General features: G+C 63.9%; 23 protein-coding genes. 4 read left to right on the plus strand and 19 right to left on the minus strand.

The features are described from left to right. Nucleotides 1-32 precede the first annotated feature (32 nt). The 6 genes from ACT6Q8_RS07490 to ACT6Q8_RS07515 form a co-directional block, all read right to left on the minus strand. Complete coding sequence (locus tag ACT6Q8_RS07490; RefSeq protein WP_156344793.1) at nt 33-185, minus strand: hypothetical protein; 153 nt, start codon at nt 183-185, stop codon at nt 33-35. Nucleotides 186-687: 502 nt separating this feature from the next. Further along, nucleotides 688-840 (minus strand): hypothetical protein, encoded by a 153-nt coding sequence (locus ACT6Q8_RS07495; RefSeq protein ID WP_444734768.1) that lies wholly within the window; start codon nt 838-840, stop codon nt 688-690. Between the two features lie 32 nt (nt 841-872). Beyond that, entirely contained in the window at nt 873-1,025 is a 153-nt protein-coding gene (locus ACT6Q8_RS07500) for a hypothetical protein (protein WP_444734769.1), read from the minus strand. 40 nt (nt 1,026-1,065) lie between these two features. Continuing rightward, complete coding sequence (locus tag ACT6Q8_RS07505; protein WP_156344790.1) at nt 1,066-1,218, minus strand: hypothetical protein; 153 nt, start codon at nt 1,216-1,218, stop codon at nt 1,066-1,068. Nucleotides 1,219-1,607: 389 nt separating this feature from the next. Further along, entirely contained in the window at nt 1,608-2,699 is a 1,092-nt protein-coding gene (locus tag ACT6Q8_RS07510) for a site-specific DNA-methyltransferase (RefSeq protein WP_054169695.1), read from the minus strand. Between the two features lie 93 nt (nt 2,700-2,792). After that, a complete protein-coding gene (locus ACT6Q8_RS07515; RefSeq protein ID WP_444734770.1) occupies nt 2,793-3,425 on the minus strand; it encodes a ribonuclease HII in 633 nt (210 codons plus the stop codon). Between the two features lie 152 nt (nt 3,426-3,577). On the opposite strand from ACT6Q8_RS07515, the gene hemN reads away from it, so the two are divergent. From hemN to ACT6Q8_RS07530, 3 genes are all read left to right on the plus strand, one after another. Then, nucleotides 3,578-4,930, plus strand: coding sequence for an oxygen-independent coproporphyrinogen III oxidase (hemN, locus tag ACT6Q8_RS07520; RefSeq protein ID WP_444734771.1), 1,353 nt, complete (start codon nt 3,578-3,580; stop codon nt 4,928-4,930). Between the two features lie 78 nt (nt 4,931-5,008). Then, a complete protein-coding gene (locus tag ACT6Q8_RS07525) occupies nt 5,009-5,908 on the plus strand; it encodes a 5'-nucleotidase, lipoprotein e(P4) family (protein ID WP_444734772.1) in 900 nt (299 codons plus the stop codon). A gap of 189 nt (nt 5,909-6,097) precedes the next feature. Next, a complete protein-coding gene (locus ACT6Q8_RS07530) occupies nt 6,098-7,804 on the plus strand; it encodes an ankyrin repeat domain-containing protein (protein ID WP_444734773.1) in 1,707 nt (568 codons plus the stop codon). Here ACT6Q8_RS07530 and msrB read toward each other — a convergent pair. Genes msrB through ACT6Q8_RS07545 form a run of 3 tightly spaced genes read right to left on the minus strand, consistent with a single transcriptional unit; the run spans nt 7,770 to nt 9,594 of the window. Further along, complete coding sequence (msrB, locus tag ACT6Q8_RS07535; RefSeq protein ID WP_444734774.1) at nt 7,770-8,168, minus strand: peptide-methionine (R)-S-oxide reductase MsrB; 399 nt, start codon at nt 8,166-8,168, stop codon at nt 7,770-7,772. The genes ACT6Q8_RS07530 and msrB overlap by 35 nt on opposite strands. Nucleotides 8,169-8,181: 13 nt before the next feature. Next, nucleotides 8,182-8,625 carry an acetyltransferase gene (locus tag ACT6Q8_RS07540; protein ID WP_444734775.1) on the minus strand — a complete coding sequence of 148 codons (444 nt, stop codon included), beginning with the start codon at nt 8,623-8,625 and terminating at the stop codon, nt 8,182-8,184. Between the two features lie 36 nt (nt 8,626-8,661). After that, on the minus strand, nt 8,662-9,594 hold the full coding sequence (locus ACT6Q8_RS07545; RefSeq protein ID WP_054169725.1) for a LysR family transcriptional regulator: 933 nt from the start codon (nt 9,592-9,594) through the stop codon (nt 8,662-8,664). A gap of 149 nt (nt 9,595-9,743) precedes the next feature. On the opposite strand from ACT6Q8_RS07545, the gene ACT6Q8_RS07550 reads away from it, so the two are divergent. Next, nucleotides 9,744-10,379, plus strand: a complete 636-nt coding sequence (locus ACT6Q8_RS07550; RefSeq protein WP_444734776.1) for a hypothetical protein — start codon at nt 9,744-9,746, stop codon at nt 10,377-10,379. 66 nt (nt 10,380-10,445) lie between these two features. Here the strand turns inward: ACT6Q8_RS07550 and ACT6Q8_RS07555 are convergent, their stop codons facing one another. The 10 genes from ACT6Q8_RS07555 to ACT6Q8_RS07600 form a co-directional block, all read right to left on the minus strand. Continuing rightward, nucleotides 10,446-12,524: a M13 family metallopeptidase gene (locus ACT6Q8_RS07555; RefSeq protein WP_444734777.1), complete on the minus strand. Its 2,079-nt coding sequence runs from the start codon at nt 12,522-12,524 to the stop codon at nt 10,446-10,448. Between the two features lie 405 nt (nt 12,525-12,929). After that, nucleotides 12,930-14,987 (minus strand): M13 family metallopeptidase, encoded by a 2,058-nt coding sequence (locus ACT6Q8_RS07560; protein WP_444734778.1) that lies wholly within the window; start codon nt 14,985-14,987, stop codon nt 12,930-12,932. A 60-nt stretch (nt 14,988-15,047) separates the two neighbouring features. Beyond that, nucleotides 15,048-15,557 carry a TIGR02444 family protein gene (locus ACT6Q8_RS07565; RefSeq protein ID WP_444734779.1) on the minus strand — a complete coding sequence of 170 codons (510 nt, stop codon included), beginning with the start codon at nt 15,555-15,557 and terminating at the stop codon, nt 15,048-15,050. Beyond that, the gene (locus ACT6Q8_RS07570) at nt 15,554-16,639 is read right to left on the minus strand and encodes an ATP-dependent 6-phosphofructokinase (RefSeq protein ID WP_444734780.1); all 1,086 of its coding nucleotides are present in this window, start codon (nt 16,637-16,639) and stop codon (nt 15,554-15,556) included. The genes ACT6Q8_RS07565 and ACT6Q8_RS07570 overlap by 4 nt, the downstream gene beginning before the upstream one ends. A 138-nt stretch (nt 16,640-16,777) precedes the next feature. Continuing rightward, nucleotides 16,778-18,388 carry a M56 family metallopeptidase gene (locus tag ACT6Q8_RS07575; protein ID WP_444734781.1) on the minus strand — a complete coding sequence of 537 codons (1,611 nt, stop codon included), beginning with the start codon at nt 18,386-18,388 and terminating at the stop codon, nt 16,778-16,780. After that, complete coding sequence (locus tag ACT6Q8_RS07580; protein WP_444734782.1) at nt 18,388-18,819, minus strand: BlaI/MecI/CopY family transcriptional regulator; 432 nt, start codon at nt 18,817-18,819, stop codon at nt 18,388-18,390. The genes ACT6Q8_RS07575 and ACT6Q8_RS07580 overlap by 1 nt, the downstream gene beginning before the upstream one ends. 38 nt (nt 18,820-18,857) lie before the next feature. Then, a complete protein-coding gene (locus ACT6Q8_RS07585; RefSeq protein ID WP_444734783.1) occupies nt 18,858-19,187 on the minus strand; it encodes a hypothetical protein in 330 nt (109 codons plus the stop codon). Then, nucleotides 19,177-20,271, minus strand: a complete 1,095-nt coding sequence (locus tag ACT6Q8_RS07590) for a hypothetical protein (RefSeq protein WP_444734784.1) — start codon at nt 20,269-20,271, stop codon at nt 19,177-19,179. Before ACT6Q8_RS07590 ends, ACT6Q8_RS07585 begins: the two co-directional genes overlap by 11 nt. Next, nucleotides 20,271-20,669, minus strand: coding sequence for a hypothetical protein (locus ACT6Q8_RS07595; protein ID WP_444734785.1), 399 nt, complete (start codon nt 20,667-20,669; stop codon nt 20,271-20,273). Before ACT6Q8_RS07595 ends, ACT6Q8_RS07590 begins: the two co-directional genes overlap by 1 nt. A gap of 18 nt (nt 20,670-20,687) precedes the next feature. Further along, a complete protein-coding gene (locus ACT6Q8_RS07600) occupies nt 20,688-22,154 on the minus strand; it encodes an FAD-binding protein (protein ID WP_444734786.1) in 1,467 nt (488 codons plus the stop codon). Between the last annotated feature and the right edge of the window lie 68 nt (nt 22,155-22,222).

The raw sequence follows: 22,222 nt of genomic DNA on the forward strand, positions 1-22,222 counted from the left end.
GTAATTCCGGTGGTGTTTCGCGTGGCTGCGGATCAGAGCATCGTGTGCAGTGCCAGGGTCAGCAGACCGCCGATGGCCAGTGCCGTCGCCGCTTCGATCAGATCGGCCGCCGTGGGCAGAGAGGCGAACAGGGTGCTCAGGATGCTGTCGTCGGCGGCGTCGATCTGGTTCGTCAGGTTCGTCATTTTCATCTCCATCTGTTCGTGTCTTTCGGTAACCCTGTATCAGCAAAGGGTGTGCCAAGTGCGTTTTGGCCACATTCTGGAAAATAAAACGGGTGATTGGCGCAGTTCAGCCCACAAAATGGCGTACAAGGCGATAAGTGGTCGAAATTGCGACCGGATATGGGCTTGAGCTGTCCGAAAATGAACAGCGATGATGGCGGCCCTGTCCGCCTGTGGACGCTGCTGGTGGGGCAGCCGTTTTCCGCTACACGGATGTCGATGCAGGCCGGCCATGTGTTCGCGTCGCAACGGTCCTGAAACGCAAAAAGCCCGCCGGATGGGCGGGCTGTGCGGCTGCGCGGAAGGGCCGTGATCGGCGGTCGCGCAGGATGGGGGCTTTGGTGGGTGGGCGCCTTGAGGCTGCCCCGGTGCCGGCGATGCGGCGGTCAGCGGTTCCATCGGGCCGGGCCATCCCGGCCACTCCCTTCCCCCCGTCCGCTGAATGCAGGGGGGAGGGAGGGGATCACAGCAGGGCGTTCAGCATCGCAGTCAGGAAGGCGGCGGCGGACAGGACCGTGGCGGCTTCGAATGCGCTGACGCCATCCTTCAGAAAGGCACCGAAGCCGGACAGGACTTCATCGGCATCATGGGCGGCGGCGTTGATCATGGCGGACATGGGGAAATTCTCCTTCAGGCGGGTGGGGGGGATCAGAACAGGGCGTTCAGCAGGACAGCCATGAAGCCGGCGACGGCGATGATGGCGACAGCTTCAACCGCATGGTTCAGCGTGGGCAGGGAAGCGCGGAAACCGGACAGAACGTCGTTGGTGTCGTGGGCGGCGGCGTTGAGATAGGCGGACATGGTTTTCTCTTTCTTTCAGGAATGTGTGCGGGGCGGCGGATCAGAGCATCGTGTGCAGGGCCAGCGTCAGCAGGGCGCCAATGGCCAGGGCCGTCGTGGCTTCGATCAGGTCGGAAACTGCCGGCAGGGAGGCCAGGAAGCTGCTCAGCATGTTGTCGTCGGCGGCTTCGATCTTGTTGGTCAGGTCGGTCATTTTCATCTCCGTAGGTTCGTGTCTCTCGATGACCCTGTATCAGCAAAGGGCGTGCCAAGTGGGATTTTGGCACATTCTGGAAAATACACGGGCAGTCGAGAAGCTTTGATGGTTAGATAGTGGTGAATTTGGCGATAAGTGGTTTGGATTGCGACAACATCGGGGCGGCGACTGTCCGGAAATGGACAAGGATCGGGGCCGGGATGTCCGCTGACGAACGATTTACGCCTGTCCTGACTTGGCATGCGTGATTTGCATCACATAGCGATGCAGGTATGCATAAGATGCAAAAACCCCCGCCGGCGCGGGCCGGCGGGGGTGGAATGGCAATAATGACTGGATGAAATAGGGGGAGGGGACGGGCTTTGGGCCCGTAGCCTCTATTTAAATCAGTGCTTCTCGCTGATCACCTGCTGGCGCAGCACATCGATGGGGGCCAGGGCACCCTCGCGCTGGAAGTGCCAGAAGGTCCAGCCATTGCAGGCCGGCAGGCCCTGCATGGCGGCACCCACCTGATGGATGGAACCCTTATGTTCGCCCAGATGGTTCTGTGCCACCAGGGTGCCGTCGGCGCGGACCTTGGCGATATGGCGGCGGCGATTGTCGAACAGCATAGTGCCGGGCTTCAGGAAGCCGCGTTCGATCAGGTTGCCGAACGGCACGCGCGGCTGGCTGCGCTTGTTGGTGACCTCCAGCAGCTCCGGCTCCGCCACCTCTTCGACCTGGGCGATGCGGTCATTGGCTAGGCGGGCATATTCATGCTCGCGCTCAATGCCGATCCATTTGCGGCGCAGGCGCTTGGCCACGGCGCCGGTGGTGCCCGTGCCAAAGAACGGGTCCAGGACGGTATCGCCCACCTTGGTGGAGGACATCAGCACGCGGAACAGCAGGCTTTCCGGCTTCTGCGTCGGGTGCGCCTTCTGGCCCGTCTCGTCGCGCAACCGCTCCCCACCCGTGCAAAGCGGCAGGGTCCAGTCGGACCGCATCTGTAAATCCTCGTTCAGCGCCTTCATCGCCTCATAGGCGAAGTAATATTTGCTGTCCTTGGACTTGGACGCCCAGATCAGGGTTTCATGGGCATTGGCGAAGCGGCGGCCCTTGAAATTGGGCATCGGGTTCGACTTGCGCCAGATGATGTCGTTCAGCACCCAGTAACCCAGGTCCTGCAGAATGGCGCCGACACGGAAGATATTGTGGTAGGAGCCGATCACCCACAAGGTGCCGTCATCTTTCAGCGTGTGGCGCGCCGCATCCAGCCAGTCGCGGGTGAAGCGGTCATAGGTTTGGAAATCCTGGAAACGGTCCCAGTCCTCGTCCACCCCGTCGACGCGGGTATGGTTGGGGCGCATCAGGTCGCCGTTCAATTGCAGATTATAGGGCGGATCGGCGAAGACCACATCGACCGAACCGGCGGGCATATCCCGCATCAGCTGAACGCAATCACCGACAAGAATCCGGTTGGTCGCAAGTTTATCATTCATGATTTTGGCCGCCGACTCGGGAGGGGAATTTCGCCGACAATGATTCGGCCCCGAGTCGCCGTCAACAGAAAAATTTTGGAAGAGTCAGAAGAGTCAGAGAGTTAGAGCGAGTTGTTCGGAAACTGGTGCAAAAGAACGCCGGTGATGGGGCGTCGGACCTAAGCTTTTGATGGCGGCACGGTGGGCGGCGGTGCCATAGCCCTGATTGCGTTCCCAACCATATCCGGGGTGTTGAAGCGCCAACTGCCCCATGATCTTGTCCCGCGTCACCTTGGCGACGATGGACGCCGCCGCGATGGACAGGGACAGCGCATCGCCTTCGACCAGTGTTTCCACTTGGCAACGAAGCCTGGGCGGACGGTTTCCGTCCACCAGGGCCAGTGAGGGCATGCGACCGGTTTTCGCGGCCAGTTCGTCCACGGCGCGGGCCATGGCCAGGAAAGTGGCCTGTAAAATGTTCACCGCGTCGATTTCCTCCACCGACGCGATGCCGACGCCGAAAGGCGCATTGGCGATGATGCGTTCGAACATCGCCTCGCGCTGCGCCTGCTTGACCTGTTTGCTGTCATTGATGCCGGCACACCAGTCGGGGATGGCGTCATGGGGCAGCAGGACGGCACCGGCGACAACTGGACCGGCGAGCGGGCCGCGCCCCGCCTCGTCCACACCGCAGACCAGGAAATCCGGGCCATGGCCCAGGCGAAGTTCGTGCGAAAGATCAGGCATGGCACCCTGTGTGGCAAAAGCCGGCTTTCTGCGCAAGGCCGTCATGCCGCGCGAAGTGCCCGCATTTGCGATGGATCAAAGCGTCATCGGTGCGGCGGGCGCAATGTTCGGCCCATCCGCGATCCGACCGAAGCCGCACCAGAGGTTCCGTCATGCGTCCCGACCTTGTCGCCAAATACCGTCACCAGCGCGTGCCCCGTTACACCTCCTATCCGGCTTCCCCGCATTTCACCGATGCCGTGACGGCGGATACCTATCGGCAATGGCTGCGGGAGACGGACCCCGGTTCGTCCCTGTCGCTCTACCTGCATCTGCCCTTCTGCAAATCCATGTGCTGGTATTGCGGTTGTCACACCAGTGTGGTGCGGCACGAGGACCCGATCTGGTCCTATCTGGCGGCCCTGTCGACGGAACTGCGCAGCGTGGCGGCCCTGCTGCCAGACGGTCCCGTCGTACGGCATGTGCATTTTGGCGGCGGCACGCCGACCCTGCTGCCGGTACAGGGGTTTCGCGCTCTGATGGCCGAATTGCGCACCCGCTTCCGTATTGCGCCTGACGCGGAAATCGCCATCGAGATCGATCCCCGCACGCTCAGTGCCGACATGGTGGAGGCGCTGGCCGATGTCGGCGTCACCCGCGCCTCGCTGGGCGTGCAAAGCTTCGATCCTGACGTCCAGGCCGCCATCAACCGCATTCAGCCCTTCGGCATGACGGAGAATGCGGTTACCAGCCTGCGCGCCGCCGGTATCCAGGGCATCAACCTGGACCTGATCTATGGCCTGCCACGCCAGAGCGTGGCGTCGTGTGTGGAAACGGTGCGACAGGCGATCAGCCTGAACCCCGACCGTCTGTCCATCTTCGGCTATGCCCATATGCCGGGTTTCAAGGCACACCAAAACCGGATCGATATCGAAACGTTGCCTGATGCCGATGAACGGGTGGCGCAGTTGCGGGCCATGGAGATGGCGGTCATGGCGCTGGGCTATGACCGTATCGGCATGGACCATTTCGCCCGCCCCGACGATGCCATTGCCATCGCCGCCGAACAGGGCACGCTGCGCCGGAATTTCCAGGGCTATACGACGGATGAATCCGATATGCTGCTGGCCTTCGGTGCGTCGGCCATCGGCAAGCTGCCGCAGGGCTATGTCGCCAATATCCTGGCCCTGCCGGCCTATCTGAAGGCCATTGAGGCCGATGGTCTGGCGACCGCGCGCGGTTACCGGATGAGCCTGGATGACAAGTTGCGGGCCACCGTGATCGAGGCGCTGATGTGTCGTTTCGATGTCGATCTGGCCAAGGTGGCTGCTGCCTTTGACACAACGCAGGAGGCCATCATGCCCGACGCCCGCGCCCTGGCCGATCTGGCCGGTGACGGGGTCGCCCATCTGCATGGCACGCGGTTGGTCGTTCCGGACGCGGCACGACCGCTGGTACGGTCCGTGGCGGCCCTGTTCGACCGGCATCTGGACCCAGATGGGGGGCGCCACAGCAAGGCGATTTGACGGTCCAGGATACTGGACAGGGCCGGATGGGCGCGGCATTGTCGGCGATCAATCGACCGTCATAAAAGTGCAATGAACATGCGATCCATCCGCGTCCTGCTGCTGGCGGCATCCGCCGTCGCCCTGTCCGCCTGTTCCGTCAATATCGCCGCCCGCGACGGTAAGGCCCCGCCGCCCCCCGTCGCGGTCGCGCCGCCGCCGGCGCCCGTGGTGGCCAAGCCGGGGCCGGAGGATGATCCGCGCCTGCTGGCCACGCTGTATATGCAGCAGGCAGAGGAACTGCGCCGCCTGTCGAAGCAGGCTTATGCCCTGGCCGCCATCCGCCTGCCGGCAGCCTTGAAGAAGCCGGGATCGTCGGCCTTGGAACAGACCGATGGCGGCAAGGGCAAGCCGCCCGCCGCGATTTTCGACGTGGATGAGACGGTGCTGGACAACAGCCCGCATCAGGCCCGCGCCATCCTGTCCGGTACCCGCAATTTTGATCTGGGCCAGTGGGATCAGTGGGTTGGCGAACGCGCCGCCACGCCCATGGCCGGTGCCGTCGATTTCGTGAAGGAACTGCGCCGCAACAAGGTGCGTGTGGTCTATATCACCAACCGCGAATGCCGTCCCCGCGCCGCCAGCCCCGGCGATCCGTGCCCGCAGCATGCCGACACGCTGGCCAACCTGAACGCTGTCGGCCTGGGGCCCGTGGCGCCGGAAGATTTGATGCTGAAAGGCCAGAATGGCTGGCCCAGTGACAAGGCCCCGCGCCGTCAGGAGGTCATCAAGACCCACCGCATCGTCATGTCCTTCGGTGATCAGTTCAGCGACATGATGAGCGTGACGCGCAAGGATGACAGCGCCGCCCGCGCCCGTATCGCGGCGGAGCATGAGGATCTGTGGAACACCCGCTGGATTGTCATCCCTAACCCGACCTATGGTCAGTGGGTCGATGTGCTGCCTGAACCGATCAGCGGCGTGCTGCGCACGAAGTGAGGCTCTGCGGGCGTCGTCAGACCGTTGACGGCGCCCGTATGATCCCCGATGCTGGGGACAGTGCGCGCTGGGGCGCCTCCTGTCCGCGGCAAGGAAGCAAGCTTCCACCCAAGTGAAAGTGGTTCGCGCTGTCGATCCGCTTCCTCCCGCCCGTTTCAGCGGACAAGGGCGTCATGGGAAGGAAGAACCATGTCCCGCAAGCTGACCCCAGCAACCAGTCTCGACATTTTGCGGCGTGAGGCCAAGCGCTGGCTGAAGGCCATCCGCGCCGGCGATGCCGCCGCCCACGCCCGCCTGACCGCGATCACGCCTCAGGCCCCATCCGATCCGGGTCTGCGCGATGTGCAGTTCGCCCTGGCCCGCGAATATGGCCTGTCGGGCTGGACCGGCCTGAAACAGGCCGTGGCCGACTTCACGTTCACAAGGCAGTCGCAGGCGTCGCTGGTGGACACCATCCTGCGCGCTGCCTGGGATGGTGGCGACCGGGCGGCAGCGGCCCGCATCCTGGCGCGCTGGCCCGATGTCGGTGCGGGGGATTTCCTGATGGATATTCTGCACGGGCGCATCGATGCCGTCGCACGGCGGCTGACCGTTGATTCCGAAATGGTGAACCGCAGGGCGGGGCCGCTGAACTGGGAACCGCTGCTCTATCTCGCCTATGCGCGGCTGCCGGGCGGGGCGGGAGTGGCGATGGCGCGCCTGCTGCTGGACCATGGTGCCAATCCCGATGCCCGTTTCGACGATGGTTGGGGCAATGCCTTCACGGTTCTGACCGGCTTGATCGGGCAGGGGGAGGGCGACCGCCCCCCACATCCCGACGCCCGTGCCCTGGCGGCCCTGCTGGTGGAACGCGGTGCCGACCCGTTTGACGTGCAGGCGCTGTACAACACCTCCATCTGCCGGGACGATTTGGAATGGCTGGATGTCATCTGGTCTGCCTGTGCGGCACGCGACCTGACGCCGGCCTGGCTGGAACGGCTGGAGAAGCCCCGGATCGGGGGCCGTTTCCCGCTGCCCGTGATCGATTATCTGCTGGGCAATGCCGTGGCGTACAATCACCTGCGCCGGGCCGCCTGGCTGCTGGACCATGGCGCGGATGCCGGTGGCATCCATGCCTATTCGGGCCGTCCGCTGATGGTGGAGGCGCTGGTCCATGGCCACCGCGCCATGGCCGATCTTCTGTCCCGCCACGGCGCGCCCCAACCTGATCTGTCACCGGCGATGGCATTCCAGGCAGCTTCCATGGCCCTGGATCGGGATCGGGCGCGCGTCCTGGCCCTGTCGCACCCGCAAGTCCTTCACGACCCGGCCCCGCTTCACAGCGCGGCACAGCAGGGCCGGTTGGGTGTGGTGGAACTGCTGCTGGATCTGGGCATGCCGGTCGATCTGGGCGACAGGCAGGAACAGCGGGCCATTCAATATGCCGTGATGGGCGGCAAGTTGCAGATGGTGAAGCTGCTGGTGGCGCGCGGGGCGGATGTCGACCGGCCCACGGCCACGGATTATGGCGGCGGCGCCATGGGCTTTGCCGCGCATTTCGGTCGGCGCGACATTGCCGCCTTCCTGGCTCCGCTCAGCCGGGAAGTGTCGGAACTGGTCTATCTAGGCATGGTGGACCGGCTAACGGACCTGTTCGCCGCTGAACCGGATCTGGTCAACGCCCCGCACCCCAAATTCGCCATCCTGCCCCTGTTCGCTCTGCCGGAGGGGGAGGAGGAAGCAGCCGCTATGGCCGACTTCCTTCTGGCCCACGGTGCCGATCCCCGCGCCGTCAACAAGGACGGCATCAGTGCCGAACAGGCGGCCCGCGACCGTGGCCTGATCGACGCCGCCGACCTGATCCGCGAAGCGGCGGAAAAACTCAATCCGCCACGAAATCCAGCGCCACGCCGTTGATGCAATAGCGCTGATAGGTGGGCGGCGGCCCATCCGGGAACACATGCCCCAGGTGGGAACCGCACTGGCTGCAATGCACCTCCACCCGCACCATGCCGTGCGACCGGTCGACGGTAGAGCCGACCGATCCCGGCAACGGGTCGTTGAAGCTGGGCCAGCCGGTGCCGCTTTCAAACTTGTCCCCCGACTGGAACAAAGCCTGGCCACAGCCGGCACAGCAGAACCGCCCAGGCCGCTTTTCCCGCAGCAGGCCGCAGGAACCGGGCCGTTCCGTCCCATGCGCCCGCATCACCCGATATTGATCGGGCGTCAGGATGCGGCGCCATTCCTCGTCGCTGCGGGTGATGGGAAATGTCTGTGTCATCGCGCCCTCCGTTTCACACCCTTGCCATATGGATGAGCGGATAGGGTTTTCCAGCCTGATCGACGGGCGACCGGCCGATCTCCATGAAACCCAGCGCCGCATAGAACTCTACGGCCCCCGGATTCTGCGCGTTCACATCCACCATCAACCGCCCGTTCAACGCCACGGCATGGGTGATCAGCCGCCGGCCCACGCCATGCCGGTGCCAAGTGGGATGCACGAACAGCGCCTCGATCTTCGGCCCCTCCAGCCCGATAAAGCCCTGCACCTCTCCTGTCGGCGACAGGGCCAGCCATTGCGGCTTGTGCGGCAGGTACAGCGTGGTCAGCAGATGCTCATAGAACGCGATATCCGCCGCCGCGACAAAGCCATGCGTGGCATCCACCGCCGCCCGCCAGACGCGGTGGGTGGCGGCAATATCGGCAGGGGTGGACAGGCGGATATCGGCAGCTGTCATCGGGAGGCCGTTCGGTTGGGATGTTCAATCCAGCGATCAGGAAGAAGCGCTTTCCAGGCTTTCCATGCCGGATGCCGTTTGCAGGATACGTTTGCGCAACCACAAATGCGAGGGAGAGCCGCTATGGCGGCGATGCCAGGCCATCAGGACATCGACGGGTTCCGACGGGAAGGGTGGCGGGCTGACGGTCAGGCCCAGCGCAGGGGCCGCGATTTGTGCCAGACGGGCGGGCAGGGTGGCAATGGTCGGGGCCTGGGTCAACAGGAAGGGAATGGCCAGAAACTGGGTGCATCCCGCCACCACCTGCCGGCGCAGTCCCAGCTTGGCCAGCTTCTCATCGACAAAGCTGGTCAGCGTATCGCCGATGGACGGGATGATATGGGGATAGCGGACATAGTCCGCCGCACTGATCGGCGTTTCAACCGGCACCAGTCGCCGGTCGAACAGGCAGATTTGATTATCCTGATACAGGAAATGTGATTCATGCCAGCGTCGCAGCCGGGGGAACGGGCCAATGGCCAGATCAATCGTCCCCTCATCCAGGCCTTCCAGCGTGTCCATCGGTGACAGGCTTTTCACCAGGATGGACACGCGCAACTGCGCCGCGTCCTGCACCACACCCGGCAGCAGCAGTGCCAGCAGACTGTCCAGCGCGGCAATGGTGAAGGTCCTTTCTTCCCGCTCCGCGCTGAAATCCTCCTCCACCGTCAGCGCTTTGGCGGCACCCAGCAAGACGTCGCGCAGGGGCTCGGCCAGCCGCTGGGCCCGGGCGGTGGGTTCCATCCTGTTGCCGGCGCGCACGAATAAGGGATCGCCGATCATGATGCGCAGCCGTGACAGAGAATGGCTGACCGCCGATTGGCTGACCCCCAGAAGTTCTGCTGCGCGGGACACATTGCGCGTCTCGAGCAGAGCATCGAAGACTTTGACAAGGTTCAGGTCCAGCGCCGGACTATGAATTGGCTTCATGACGATATGCAATCCCAGCGGCTTGTTAAGCAACTTCCTGACAGTGCTAATCCATATGTCCCAGTGACCTACCCGCCGTACAGCAACAGAAGCGGCACGGTTGGTCAATCTGGCCAGAATTGTCACAGGTCTAGAAAGTGAGGGTGGTCATGTTCGACGCCAATTTCGCCGCGGTCTCTCCTGACCTGTCTCAGGCATTACATATCGGCCTTCGGGTGCTGCATTTCGTCGGCCTCGTGTTGGGCCTTGGCAGCGCGACATTGCTGGATGTGTTCCTTGTGCGCTCGCGTCATCGTCCGGTGACGCCGGCCCTGTCCGAATTGGCCGAGACGGCTGGTTCCATGGTAACGGCTGGATTGGCCATCTTGTGGCTGACGGGGCTGGGGTTTCTGTGCTTCTACGCGGCGTTCGATCCGCCGCGCCTGGAAAATCCCAAGGTTTGGGCAAAGATCGCCATTGTGATGGTCCTGTCCATAAACGGCTTTTTCATCCATGCCGTGGTCTTGCCTCAGTTGCGGGCCTCTGTTGGGTGCGTATTCCTTTCCAGCCAAACCCCGCAGCGTCAGCTCCTGTTCTTGTCGGTTGGCATCCTGTCGGGCGTGTCCTGGTACGCTGCCATGCTGCTGGGTGCCGTGCCGCAGTTGAACTTTGTTGTGCCGGCACAGGTGATCCTGGCGCTTTACGGTTTGGTTCTGTTCTGCGGTGTTTGTGTGGCCTCCACTCTGGTCAGGTCGCCGCAGAATAAGGAATTGTCGATACCGTGCCGAACCGACCTGCCCGTGTAGGCCGTACAAAAAGCTCATAAAAAAAGGGACGACCCTTTGGGGGCCGTCCCTTCACCGTCCAGCGAATTACCAGACCTTGCAGGCCTTGTCCCCGCGGACCATCTTGTCCGTGGGCTGGCAGTTAAAGGCCTTGGCGAATTCCGGCATGTTCGACAAGGTGCCGTTCACGCGGTATTCGGGCAGGGAATGCACGCCCGTCTGGGCCTGCAACCGGCGGAACTCCGGCCGTTCTTGCGCACACCAGACATTGGCCCAGCCATAGAAGAAGCGCTGTTCGGCGGTCAGGCCCCCGATCTTCTTCTTCATGCCCTTTTCGCCCAGCCGGCGCTTCAGCGCGTCCAGCGCCACCGGCAGGCCGCCATTGTCGGCGGTGTTCTCGCCCAGCGTCTGCTTGCCGTTCAGGTTCACGCCCTCCACGGCCTGGAACCCGGAATATTGATCGATCAGGCACTGCGCGCGCTCGGTAAAGCGCTTGGCATCATCCTCGGTCCACCAATCGGCCAGATTGCCATCGCCGGCAAATTTGCGGCCCTGGTCGTCAAAGCCATGGATGATCTCATGCCCGATCACCCCACCGATGGCGCCGTAATTATAGGCGTCGTCTGCCGTGAAATCGAAGAAGGGCGGCTGCAAAATGCCGGCGGGGAAGTTGATATTGTTCTGCTGCGGCGAGTAATAGGCATTCACCGTCGGCGGGGTCATACCCCATTCCGAACTGTCGCGCGGCTTGCCGATGCGCGACAGCTGCTGGCGCTGTTCAAAGCTGTCGGCACGGGTGACATTGCCCAGAAGGTCGCCCTTCACGATGGTCAGCGCCGAATAATCGCGCCAATTGTCGGGATAGCCGATCTTGTTGGGCATGTTGGCCAGTTTTTCATGCGCCTTGGCCTTGGTTTCGGCCCCCATCCATTCCAGATTGCTGATCCGGTCCTTCAGGGCGGCCTGCACATCGCCGACCATGGTCAGCATGCGCTTCTTGTGTTCCGGCCCGAACGCCTTCTCCACGAAATACTTGCCCAGATCCTCGCCCAGGGCATTATCCGTGGCGGCCACGCAGCGCTTCCAGCGCGGGCGCTGTTCCTTGGTGCCGTTCAGGGTGCGGCCATAGAAATTGAACGCTTCCTCGCTGAACGCCTTGGGCAGCCATTGCGCATTGGCGCGCAGCACATGCCAGGTCAGGTAGGTCTTGATGTCATCCAGGCTGGCCTGGGTCAGCTTGGCATTCATCGCCTCGAAGAATTTCGGCTGGCCGACATTCATCTCGGTAAAGGCCGGCGCGCCGATGGCGGATATGTACGCGGTCCAGTCGATGGCCGGAACGCTCTTGGCGAAATCGGCCAGGACGGTCGGGTTGTTCTGCTTCTGCGGGTCGCGGCGTTCCAGGCGGGTCATCGACGCCTCGGCCAGCGCCGTTTCGAACGCCATCACGGCATCGGCCTTGGCCTTGGCGGCGTCCGCCGGCGTGCCCGACAGTTCGAACATCTTCGCGACATGCGCGACATAGGCGGCGCGCTGTTCCTTGGACTTGGCGTCATCCTTGAAATAGAAATCGCGGTCGGGCAGGCCCAGGCCACCCTGGCCCGCCGCCGCGATGGTCTGCACCGCGTCGCTGAATTTCTGCATGCGGCCAAAGCCGAACAGGGTATTCACGCCCTGGTCATGCAGATAGCCGACGACAGCGCCCAGGTCCTTCTTGTCCGTCAGGCCATTGATCCGGTCCAGCAGGGGCGACAGCGGGGCCAGCCCCTTGGCATCCACCCCCGCCTCATCCATGCAGGACGCATAGAAATCAGCAATGCGGGCGGTCTTCGGATCGGGCTTGGCGACGGCCTGATCCAGGATATCGCGCAGCAGGGTCAGGTTCTTGTCGGCCAGCGCGTTGAAATTGCCCCAGCGCGCCTGATCGTCCGGGATCGGGTTCTCACGCTTCCACACGCCACAGGCATGCAGGAAGAAATTGTCGCAAGGCGACACCGCGTCATCCAGCACCGGCAGGCCCGGTGCCGGCGGCTTGCCGGCCTTGGCCGCGGCGGGGGCCGCCTGGGCCACCTGCGTGGGCGCTTCGGCCATGGCGGTGCCCGACAGCATGAACGACAATCCCAACGCCAGCAGGCTGCTGGCGCCCATCCCGATCCGTTTCATCATCTCAACCCTTGTTTTTGATCTATGTGCAGGATGCGGCCCTTTTGGGGCCTGTTGCTTATGCATGTGAAATTATCACGGGCGCCGGTCGGGTTCCGGCATCGCTTTGTAACGCCTGCGTAAATGCGTGTTGCGCAATGGTTGCGCCATGAAAAAAGGGGTGGCCACATGGGCCACCCCTTTCGTTCTTGTAATGGGGGGTCGTCGTTCCCTCACCCTCCCGTTGGCTGGCGCCAACGGGCCCCTCCCTCTCCCGCAAGCGGGCGAGGGCCTAAATTTTGCCCCTCGCCCACGAACGTGGGAGAGGGAGGGGCCCGAACGCGTCAGCGTTTGGGAGGGTGAGGGTTGTGACGGTTCCCGAACGTGTCAGCGTTTGGGAGGGTGAGGGCAACCCCGCCCCTCAATCCATCACCAGACCTTACAGGCCTTATCCCCCCGGGCCATCTTGTCCGTCGGCTTACAGTTAAAGGCCTTGGCGAATTCCGGCATGTTGGCGACGGTGCCGTTCACGCGGTGGCGCGGGGCCGAATGCGGGTCGGTCTGGGCGCGCAGCCGCTCATTCTCCGGCTTGGAGGAGGAGCACCAGACGCTGGCCCAGCCATAGAACAGCTTCTGTTCCGCCGTCACGCCATTGGCGTCCTTTGCGGCCAGTGCTGCTTCCCCGCCCTTGCGGTTCTTCAGCGCCATCAGCGCCAGACGCAACCCGCCATTGTCGGCGGTATTCTCGCCCAGCGTCAGCTTGCCATTCTGGTTGGTGTCACCCGCCACCTGATAGGAACCATACTGGTCCACTAGGCACTGGGCCTTGGCCTCGAACTTGTGGCCGTCCTCTTCTGTCCACCAATCCTTCAGATTGCCGACCGCGTCAAAGGCGCGGCCCTCATCATCGAACCCGTGCGTCATCTCATGGCCGATCACTGCACCGATGGCGCCATAATTCAGGCCGTCATCCGCCTTGAAGTCAAAGAAGGGCGGCTGGAGGATACCGGCGGGGAAGTTGATGTTGTTCTGGCTGGGATCGTAATAGGCGTTCACGGTCGGCGGGGTCATGAACCATTCGTTCTTGTCCACCTTCTTGCCGATCTTGGCCATCTGATAGGCGTTTTCGAACTTTGCCGACCGGAACTGGTTGCCGATCAGCTCGTCCTTCTTGACCTCCAGCGCCGCATAGTCGCGCCACTTTTCCGGATAGCCGATCTTCTGCGCCATGGCGGACAGTTTCTCCAGGGCCTTGGCCTTGGTCTCCTCGCTCATCCAGTCCAGCTGCTTGATATCCTCGGCATAGGCCGCGCGCAGATCATCCAGCATGACCAGCATGCGGGCCTTATGCTCAGGCCCGAAGGCGGCTTCGACGAAATGCTTGCCCAAATCTTCGCCCAGGGCATTGTCTGCCGCCGTGGTGCAGCGCTTCCAGCGTGGGCGGTTCTCGGCGGCACCCGACAGGGTCTTGCCATAGAAGCCGAAATTCTCGTCCACAAAGCCCTTGGACAGCCAGGGTGCCGTGGCGCGCAGGGACTGCCAGGCGAGGTAGGTCTTGATATCGTCCAGGCTGGTCTCGGCCAGGGCCTTGTCCAGACCCGCGAAGAAGCCCGGATCGTTGACATTCATGTCGGTGAAGGCGGGCGCGCCGACCTCACGGACATAGGCCGCGAAATCCACGCCCTTGGCGCTGCCGGTGAAGGCGTCGAAGCTGGTGGGATTGTTCAGCTTGGCGGTGTCGCGGCGGTCCACCTTGCCCATGGTGCCGGTGGCCAGCTTGGTCTCAAACGCCATGACGGCGGCGGCCTTCTTGTCCGCTACATCGGCGGCGTCACCGGCCAGCACGAAAATGGCCGACACATGCTTCACATAGGCGTCGCGCAGCTTGGTGGAGCGCTCGTCATCCTTGAAGTAATAGTCGCGGTCGGGCAGGCCCAGGCCGCCCTGGTCGAAGGCGGCGATCGTATCTTCGGCCTTGGCAAAGCTCTGCTGCGCGCCGAAGCCGAACAGGGAGTTGACGCCGGCATTGTGCAGCGTGGCGATCAGGGCGCCCAGGGCGGCCTTGTCCTTCACGGCGGCGATCTGGTCCAAGAGCGGCTTGACCGGGGCCACACCGGCGGCATCGGCGGCGGCCTCGTCCATGCACGCGGCATAGAAGGCGCCGATCTTGGCGGTGCCCGCCTCATTGCCCTTGGCGGCCTTTTCCAGGATGTCGTGCAGCACGTTCTGGTTGCGCTGCTGCAACTCATCAAAGGTGCCCCAGCGCGACCGGTCGGCCGGGATCGGGTTGGCCTTGATCCACGGCCCGCAGGCATGGAGGAAGAAATCATCGCAGGGGCTGACCTCTTGATCGAGGACCAGCTTCATGCGGGCGGCTTCCGCCGCCTCCTTCGCCTGCTGATTGCTTTTCAGCGTGTAATAGCTGCCGGCACCGATGGCCGCCACGGCCAACAGCGATACGGTCAGGAACAAGCCTTTGCTTGCCATGTGGGGTCCCCCGTCTGATCGACGATATGTGTTGAGCTGCCGCCTTCTGGGGCGGTCTGTTTATGCGGGCGACCCTAACACCGCGCCCGACCCATCGCGAAGGTCGGCATGTAACGGGATTGTTACAGCGGCCAGAACGTCGCCGCCCGGCAACAGCGACAGGTTGGCGCGCAGCAGATCGGCAACAGGTCCGCCTGTGCGTCGGTGCGCGGGCAGGGTTTGCAGCAGCGATTGCTGCACCTTCTCCGCCGCCAGTTCCGCTGCCTTCACCTGTGTGCGCAGCGACTCCGTGTTCGCATCGGGGGCGGGCAGGGGACCGGTTTTCAACCGCCGCCGCACGGCCCGCAATGGCCAGACAACCTCTTCCCGCCAGGGCCTCGTGGCGGCCTCGGCGTCTGCCACCTCCGCCGCCGTCAGATCATGCCCCTGCACGGCCAGCCACACGGCCCAGAGCAGCAGATTGACATCGGCCCCGTGCCTGTCCTGCGCCGTCAGACAGGCCTCTGCAACACCGGGTGCGGCGTAGAGAGAGAGGCAGAAGGACCAGAGGTCGTGGCTGGGGCTGTTCACGCATCCCCCACATAAATCCCCAATCCGCGCGCCGTCTTCACCAGCGTTCCATTGATATCCACCGCCGCATAGGTGGCGATGGCATCCTCGATGGGGATGTCGATGACGCGGCGGTTGGACCAGGCGATCAGACGGTCGCTCTTGCCCTCGGCCAGAAGATCGACGGCGGCGACGCCAAAGGCCGATGCCAGCACCCGGTCGTTGTGGCCCGGCGGGCAGCCGCGCTGCACATGGCCCAGCACGGTGACGCGGGTTTCCGCCCCCGTGGCTTCGGCGATCAGATGGCCGATATAATTGCCGATGCCGCCATAGCGTTTCTGCCCGTCGGTGAATTCCTGCTGGGCCTTCACGCCTTCCATTGTCCGGACGGCTTCCGACACGACCACCAGGGCGAAGTTGCGGCCCCCCGCCTGCACGCGCCTGATCTTGTCGGCCACGCCGGCCACCGACCAGGCCAGCTCCGGCAGCAGGATGACATCCGCCCCGCCGGCAATGCCCGCCGACAAGGCGATATGCCCGGCATCGCGGCCCATGACCTCCAGCACCATGACGCGGGCATGACTGGCGGCGGTCGGCTGCAACCGGTCCAGGGCCTCGGTCGCGACGGCCACCGCCGTGTCGAACCCGACCGACATTTCGGTGATGCCCAGGTCATTGTCGATGGTCTTGGGGATGCCGATCAGCTTGATGCCGCCGATATGCGCCAGCTTGCGCAGGATCGCCATGGACCCGTCGCCGCCGATGCCGATCAGGCTGTCCACACCCAGCTCGCGCAAGCCGCCGATAATCTCGTGGCTGCGATCCTTCTTCGACCCGTCGGCCATGGGATAGGCAAAGGGATCGCCCTTGTTGGTGGTGCCCAGGATGGTGCCGCCCTGGCGCATCATGGCGCCATCCACGCGGTTCACATCCAGGTTCACATAGCGGACGGGCCGGGACAGCAGCCCCTGGGTCCCATCCTCGATCCCCACCACTTCCCATCCATAATGGGCGGCGCGATGGACGGCGGCGCGGATGACCGCGTTCAGGCCGGCGCAGTCGCCGCCGCTGGTCAGGATACCGATACGCTTGGCTGCGGTCATTGTTTCCCCCTGGGCTTTGCCGCCAGGGTGCCAGGATCACGCCCCAAAGGGCAAGGCCATTGAACCGCAACGGAAAAGGGGCGCCCCGTTGCGGGGGCGCCCAAGGAACAGCCGTTTCACGTCGATGGGGATCGAGGGTCAAGCGGCTGGGCCGAACCACATGCTGTCAAGCTTTCCGTCAGGCGTGACCAGGACCCACCAGTCGCGGACACCCTTTTCATAGGTGGCGCGATAGACGTCCATGCCGCCCGCATCCACGCGCCGGAACTCCAGTTGTTTCAGATCGCCCAGCGGCAGCATCTCCTTCTGGATCTTGGGCAGCACGGCGATCACGCCATCGGCGCGGTCGGCAAGGATGCTGTCACGGTCGATCTTGCCCGCCTTGATCTGGGCGATATGGGCGCGCAGGGCGGCCTCGCTGCCGGGCAGGGGCTTGTTCCCTTTGACCCGGTCGGCCAGCGCCGTTTCCAGGGATTTGCCGGTGGCATCGTCGATGCGCGGGGCCGGCAGTTCATGGCCGTTCTGGTGCAGCACCACACCCGTCACCTTGCCCGCTGCATCGACCTGGAAACTGCCCTGCATGGGCATATCCTTGGAGAAGAACTTGGTCGGGCTTTCGGGTAGGAACTCCATCGGGTTCTGGCCGATGACATTGGCCATGAAGCGGTCGCCATCGCGATAGACCTTCACGGGCCGGGCCTTGGCGAAGGGCATTTCGTAATAGCCCAAGAACTTGTCGTACGCCGCCGGGTCCATGGCGATGGCTTTGCGCGGCTTCTGCTGCTCGGCCATACGCTCGGCCACCATGGGATCGACCTTGTCCATGCCGGTGGTGCCGGCGGTGGCGACGGCGGCGGGGGCCAGCAGCGCCAGGATCAGGGCCCAGCGCCGGGCATTCATGCGCAGCGGCAGGGTGCCGCCTTGCAGGATACGGTCGACGCGGGCGGCAACGGTGGCGGGCCGGGCCATGGCCAGACCGGCGGGCAGGCGGCTTGCCTTGGCGGCCATCTCCACCAGGATTTCTGCGTAATTCAAGCGATCCTCCATCTGTTCAAGAGCGTCGGTATCGCTGTTGGCCTCGGCAAGCTCAGCGAGATGATTATTGAGCCACCAGGCAGCCGGGCTGAACCAGAAGATGGCCCGGTGCGCAGTGGCGAGAAGCAGCGTGTAATAATCACCCCGTTCAACATGCGAGGTTTCGTGCGCCAGGACGGCCCGGCGTTTGGCATCCGTCCAGCGACCGTGATCGGGCGGCAGCAGGATGGTCCCTGCGATGGTCAGCGGCACCGTGATCTTGTCGGAAATCCGCACATCGCGCCCTCCCGTCCAGGCGGCGGACAGCACCATCGCGCTGTTGCGCAGCCGCAGGCTGACCAGGGTCCCTGCCGCCAGACGCAGCATCATGGCACCCGTCACCGCCAGGTAGAGCGTAAATCCCACCGCCCGCCAGTCCATCCAGGCAAGCCTGTCGATCTCAATGGTTCCGGCTTCCGCTGCCGCCGCCGGCGCTGTCTCCATCAGCGCAACGGCAGGCCGCAGCCACAGCCGGATACCATCCATCGGCACCACCAGCGTCTCCGCCGGGGCCAGCCGCATCAGGACCGGCATGACCAGTGAAAAGCCCAGGACCCCGACCCAGACGGCCATCTGCGTGAACGGGTTGGCGACCCGCAGCAGCCGAAGGACGCCCCAGGCCAACCCCATCAGCACAGCCGACCGTAAGGCGGCCTCCAGCAGCAGCGGCAGCATCACGCCCCCTTCTTTCGCGCTTTTTCGATCTTCTCGGCCAGGGCCTGAAGCTGTTCGGGCGACAGCATGTCGGTTTCGACCATGCCGACCACGACATCTTCCGCCGATCCGCCGCAGAACCAGTCGACGATGCGTTTCACGGCGCGTGCGGCAACGCGGTCGCGTCCTTCCGCGGCGCGATAGATGAAGGTCCGGCCCTCTACGTCATGGGTGAGATATCCTTTCTCCTCCAGACGCTTCAGGACGGTGCGGACCGTGGACTCCTTCAACGGGCGGCTGAGCATCTCTCGCACCGCATCGGCGTTGACGGGCCCCCGCCGCCAGACAAGGTCCATGATCTCTCTTTCAAGATCGCCCAGGTCCGACGGATTGTGATCTTGTGTAGTGCTATCGTTCATAGTGCTACAGCGTGTAGCATTACAGATGGTCATGCACAAGGCCGAAAATCGGTTATCGCGATTTTACGGCATCAATCCTTGCCGAACCGTTTCAGCAGCGTCGGCGACAGACATCCGGCGGGGTTCGGGCGCAGCAGCACCAGCGGCGCACCGGCGCGGTACAGGGCGGATACGAAGTCCGGGTCGCTGGACATGACCGTGACCGTGTTCGCCCCGATATCGACCAGCAATCCGCCGGCCCTGATGGCGATATCCATGTTCGACCGTGGATCGCCGATCAGTACCAGTTGCCGGCCCGGCTCCAGCGCCAGGGTCAGCAGACCCAGCACGGCGACCCAGGCGGCGGGGAGCAGCACGGCGATGCCGGCCCAGACCGCCTGTTGCCGCCTGTCAGTAATCATAAAAATGCTCGACCGCCGCGCCGTCCGCCTGCAACTGCCGGAACAACGGCCCCAGATCACCGAGTGCCATGTCAAGGCCGATCCGCTTCATGGTCGGTCGGGCCGCGATGGGGATGGTGAAGATGACGGTGCCAGGCAGCTTCGCGTCGGGATAGTCGGCGGGAACGATCAGGGTCGCCAGGCCCTTGTCATTGCCCGCGATCTCCACCGCATCGCCACCGGCCAGCGCGATCTGGCGCATGATGTCGGTCAGGGGTCGGTACCGCGCGGTGCGGATCAGCAGTTCGCCGTCACCCAGGTCCTTCTCCAGCGTCGTTGCTGGCGGCAGGTCACCGGTCGTGAAGCGGATGATCGACAGGGTGGTGCGCGGCACTTCTCCCCCCGCGGCGGCGGCGGCCCCGATCATGCCGGCATAGGCCGCCTTGGCACGCAGTTCCAGGCCGATGCCGATCTTGCGTTCCCAACTGCGCAAGGGGGAGGGGGGAGCATCGGTCGGCAGGGCCGAAAGCTTGTCCGCCCAGGCCGTGAAGTCATACATGTACCAGGGCTTCAGATAGAGGAAGCCGACATAGTCGGCCGCCATTTCCGCAGAAAGCCGGTCCTGTTCGGTCTTTTCCGGTCCTCGTATCCATTCCGACAGGGCGCCCAGCGTATTCTCGTAGGCGGCCTTCGCCCCCATTTCCAACGCGAAGCTGTGGCCGATCGTGTAGAGCATCGCCTTCACGTTGAACGTCGCCTCACCCTTGGCGCTGCTGAACCGGTTCAGGTGGCACAGCGTGGACCAGTAGGTGGCGACGCTGCGCCCATAGGCGAAGGCGCTTTCATCGCCGACGGACAGCGTATGGGCGAAATCCTCATAGGCATGGACGATGTACCATTCCGGGTAGGAGAGGTAGGTGTCCAGCGCCGGTCGCACCTCGGTGCCATAGCCCAGGGCCGCCAGCCGTGACGGGGTCGCGGGTGCTGGCGCCGTATCCGCCCGGCAGGCCTTTTCCACGTAAAGGATGGGCCCGCCGATGGCCAGCGCCAGCCCGCCTACCAGGATGCCGGCAGTGGCCAGGGCATATTTCCAGCGCCGGCGCATTACGCCACCTGCCGGCGCAGGCCCAGGAACAGGGCGATGGCGCCCAGCGCGATATGCGGCAGGTTGGCCAGGAACTTGAACAGCAGGGGCATGTCCTGCGGCCCCAGCGTGATGATGGCCAGATCCAGATACCCGACGCCGAAGATCAGGCCCATCAGCCCGTCGCTGAGGTAAAGCGCGCCGAAGGTCCGCATGTAGAACCGCGCCGCCCGCGCATTCAGGGCCGACACGCCAGCCCACAGGGCCGATGCGCCATGCAATGCGTCGTCATAGATATCCAGCGCGAAGATGCCGAAGGTCCGTCCCTCCGCATCGGTCAGGCCGGGAATATAGTTCAGGCTGGTGACAATGCCGAGGATCACGAAATAGGCGATACAGCCGATCCGGTTCACATCCATGCTGTGTGCATCCCTGCGTCAGGTGGCGGCGAGATAATGGTCCCACATGCGGTTACTGAACAGCAGGCCGGGGTCATGCTGCCGCTTCAGGGCCAGGAACCGATCCAGCCCCGGATAGGCCCTGCGCATCTGCTCCGCCGTGGCGTGCAGCCGGTAGGGCAGGTAGTAGCAGCCGCCGATGGCCAGGACCTCGTCGATCAGGGCGCGGGTCATGCGGGCCATGGCGGCATCCCCTGGTGCGTCGCGCGTCTGGGAAAACAGCATGACGGCGGCCACGCGTTCTTCGGGCGCATAGGCCATCACGCTGCGCCGATCCGGGGCCAGATAGCGCAGCGTGACATTCAGAAGGTCCTGACCGGAACCTGGAATATGCCGGCGGCAGGCGGCCATGAAGTCGGCGAACCGCGCCGGCGGCACGAAATATTCATGCAGGATGTCCGTGCGCCCCTGGCCTGCCGGTCCCAGGCTGGAAGCCGGTTCGTTCAGGAGGGTGTTGCGCGTGTCGGTGCCAGGCTTGAAACGGCGTTCAATTGTCCAGCGCTGCCGCTTCCAGAAATCGGATCCGATCTGGGCACGGAAAACATGGCGGGAAACATTGCTGATGAACCCGCCCGCAGTTGCCGGTGGCGGGGTTTCGGCCCCCGGCTTTCGGCCATAGGTGACCAGCAGCGCCTCCCGCAGGAAATTCTCCCGCGATAGGGACAGGCGGCCATAAGCCATTTCAACCTTGCCGCCGGCGCGGGCGGCGGCCTGAAGGGCCGTGCCGAACTGTTCGGACGGCATCAACTGCGCCTGGGCTTCCAGCAGGGTGTTTTCCGCCGCGTCCAGTTCCAGATCCAGAACGATGCCCAGCAGACCGTAGCCGCCGATGGCGGCCTGGAACAGCTCGGTATTCTCCGCTTGCGAACAGGTGACGATCTCCCCATCGGCCAGCATCAGCCGGAAAGACCGGACACTGTCGCCGAACGGCCCATGCGGAATGGGCCAGCCATGGGCATTGACACACAGGGTGCTGCCCACCGCGAAATCATCATTGGATTGCATGATCAGCGGCGACAGGCCCGCCGGATCCAGGGCCGCTACCACCTGATCCCACCGCGCGCCGGCGCCCACGTGATAGCGTTTACCTGCGCGGTCGATTTCCAGATCAGGGATATTCAGCTGGATGGCGTGGCCATCCTTGGGGATTGACTGCCCGCCCATCGAGTGGCGGGCACCCGCCACGGCCACTGGCCGGCCCGCTGCGTTCGCCTCCTTCAACTCCCCGCGCAGCCGATCGATCAGGGTGGCCTTGTCCGACGGTTTGGTGACCCAGTGGGAAAAGACCGGCGTCTGGTTCATGTGGCTGGCATCGTCGACCAGCGTATCCGCCGCCATCGCCGTTCGGGACAGCGTGGGCAGCAGCATGGCGGTGGCAGCTGCCCCCGCCATCACGTCACGGCGGTTGAGCAGCAGGGCCTTTGATTGCGCCAAGATCGTCCTCATGATCGGCAATAACCCAACCATGAGGACGCAATATCATGACGATTTCAATTGAAATCAGCAGTTCCGTG

This window comes from Niveispirillum sp., assembly GCF_052437035.1.
Taxonomy (GTDB): domain Bacteria; phylum Pseudomonadota; class Alphaproteobacteria; order Azospirillales; family Azospirillaceae; genus Niveispirillum.

Bases quoted from the DNA above. Each gene is read 5' to 3' on its own strand.
- ACT6Q8_RS07505 (WP_156344790.1), bottom strand. From the start codon at position 1,218: ATGACCGACCTGACCAACAAGATCGAAGCCGCCGACGACAACATGCTG.
- ACT6Q8_RS07510 (WP_054169695.1), bottom strand. From the start codon at position 2,699: ATGAATGATAAACTTGCGACCAACCGGATTCTTGTCGGTGATTGCGTT.
- ACT6Q8_RS07540 (WP_444734775.1), bottom strand. From the start codon at position 8,625: ATGACAGCTGCCGATATCCGCCTGTCCACCCCTGCCGATATTGCCGCC.
- ACT6Q8_RS07545 (WP_054169725.1), bottom strand. From the start codon at position 9,594: ATGAAGCCAATTCATAGTCCGGCGCTGGACCTGAACCTTGTCAAAGTC.
- ACT6Q8_RS07575 (WP_444734781.1), bottom strand. From the start codon at position 18,388: ATGCTGCCGCTGCTGCTGGAGGCCGCCTTACGGTCGGCTGTGCTGATG.
- hemN (WP_444734771.1), top strand. From the start codon at position 3,578: ATGCGTCCCGACCTTGTCGCCAAATACCGTCACCAGCGCGTGCCCCGT.
- ACT6Q8_RS07585 (WP_444734783.1), bottom strand. From the start codon at position 19,187: ATGATTACTGACAGGCGGCAACAGGCGGTCTGGGCCGGCATCGCCGTG.
- ACT6Q8_RS07500 (WP_444734769.1), bottom strand. From the start codon at position 1,025: ATGTCCGCCTATCTCAACGCCGCCGCCCACGACACCAACGACGTTCTG.
- ACT6Q8_RS07530 (WP_444734773.1), top strand. From the start codon at position 6,098: ATGTCCCGCAAGCTGACCCCAGCAACCAGTCTCGACATTTTGCGGCGT.
- ACT6Q8_RS07490 (WP_156344793.1), bottom strand. From the start codon at position 185: ATGACGAACCTGACGAACCAGATCGACGCCGCCGACGACAGCATCCTG.
- ACT6Q8_RS07550 (WP_444734776.1), top strand. From the start codon at position 9,744: ATGTTCGACGCCAATTTCGCCGCGGTCTCTCCTGACCTGTCTCAGGCA.
- msrB (WP_444734774.1), bottom strand. From the start codon at position 8,168: ATGACACAGACATTTCCCATCACCCGCAGCGACGAGGAATGGCGCCGC.
- ACT6Q8_RS07570 (WP_444734780.1), bottom strand. From the start codon at position 16,639: ATGACCGCAGCCAAGCGTATCGGTATCCTGACCAGCGGCGGCGACTGC.
- ACT6Q8_RS07560 (WP_444734778.1), bottom strand. From the start codon at position 14,987: ATGGCAAGCAAAGGCTTGTTCCTGACCGTATCGCTGTTGGCCGTGGCG.
- ACT6Q8_RS07590 (WP_444734784.1), bottom strand. From the start codon at position 20,271: ATGCGCCGGCGCTGGAAATATGCCCTGGCCACTGCCGGCATCCTGGTA.
- ACT6Q8_RS07595 (WP_444734785.1), bottom strand. From the start codon at position 20,669: ATGGATGTGAACCGGATCGGCTGTATCGCCTATTTCGTGATCCTCGGC.
- ACT6Q8_RS07600 (WP_444734786.1), bottom strand. From the start codon at position 22,154: ATGAGGACGATCTTGGCGCAATCAAAGGCCCTGCTGCTCAACCGCCGT.
- ACT6Q8_RS07515 (WP_444734770.1), bottom strand. From the start codon at position 3,425: ATGCCTGATCTTTCGCACGAACTTCGCCTGGGCCATGGCCCGGATTTC.
- ACT6Q8_RS07495 (WP_444734768.1), bottom strand. From the start codon at position 840: ATGTCCGCCATGATCAACGCCGCCGCCCATGATGCCGATGAAGTCCTG.
- ACT6Q8_RS07555 (WP_444734777.1), bottom strand. From the start codon at position 12,524: ATGATGAAACGGATCGGGATGGGCGCCAGCAGCCTGCTGGCGTTGGGA.
- ACT6Q8_RS07525 (WP_444734772.1), top strand. From the start codon at position 5,009: ATGCGATCCATCCGCGTCCTGCTGCTGGCGGCATCCGCCGTCGCCCTG.
- ACT6Q8_RS07580 (WP_444734782.1), bottom strand. From the start codon at position 18,819: ATGACCATCTGTAATGCTACACGCTGTAGCACTATGAACGATAGCACT.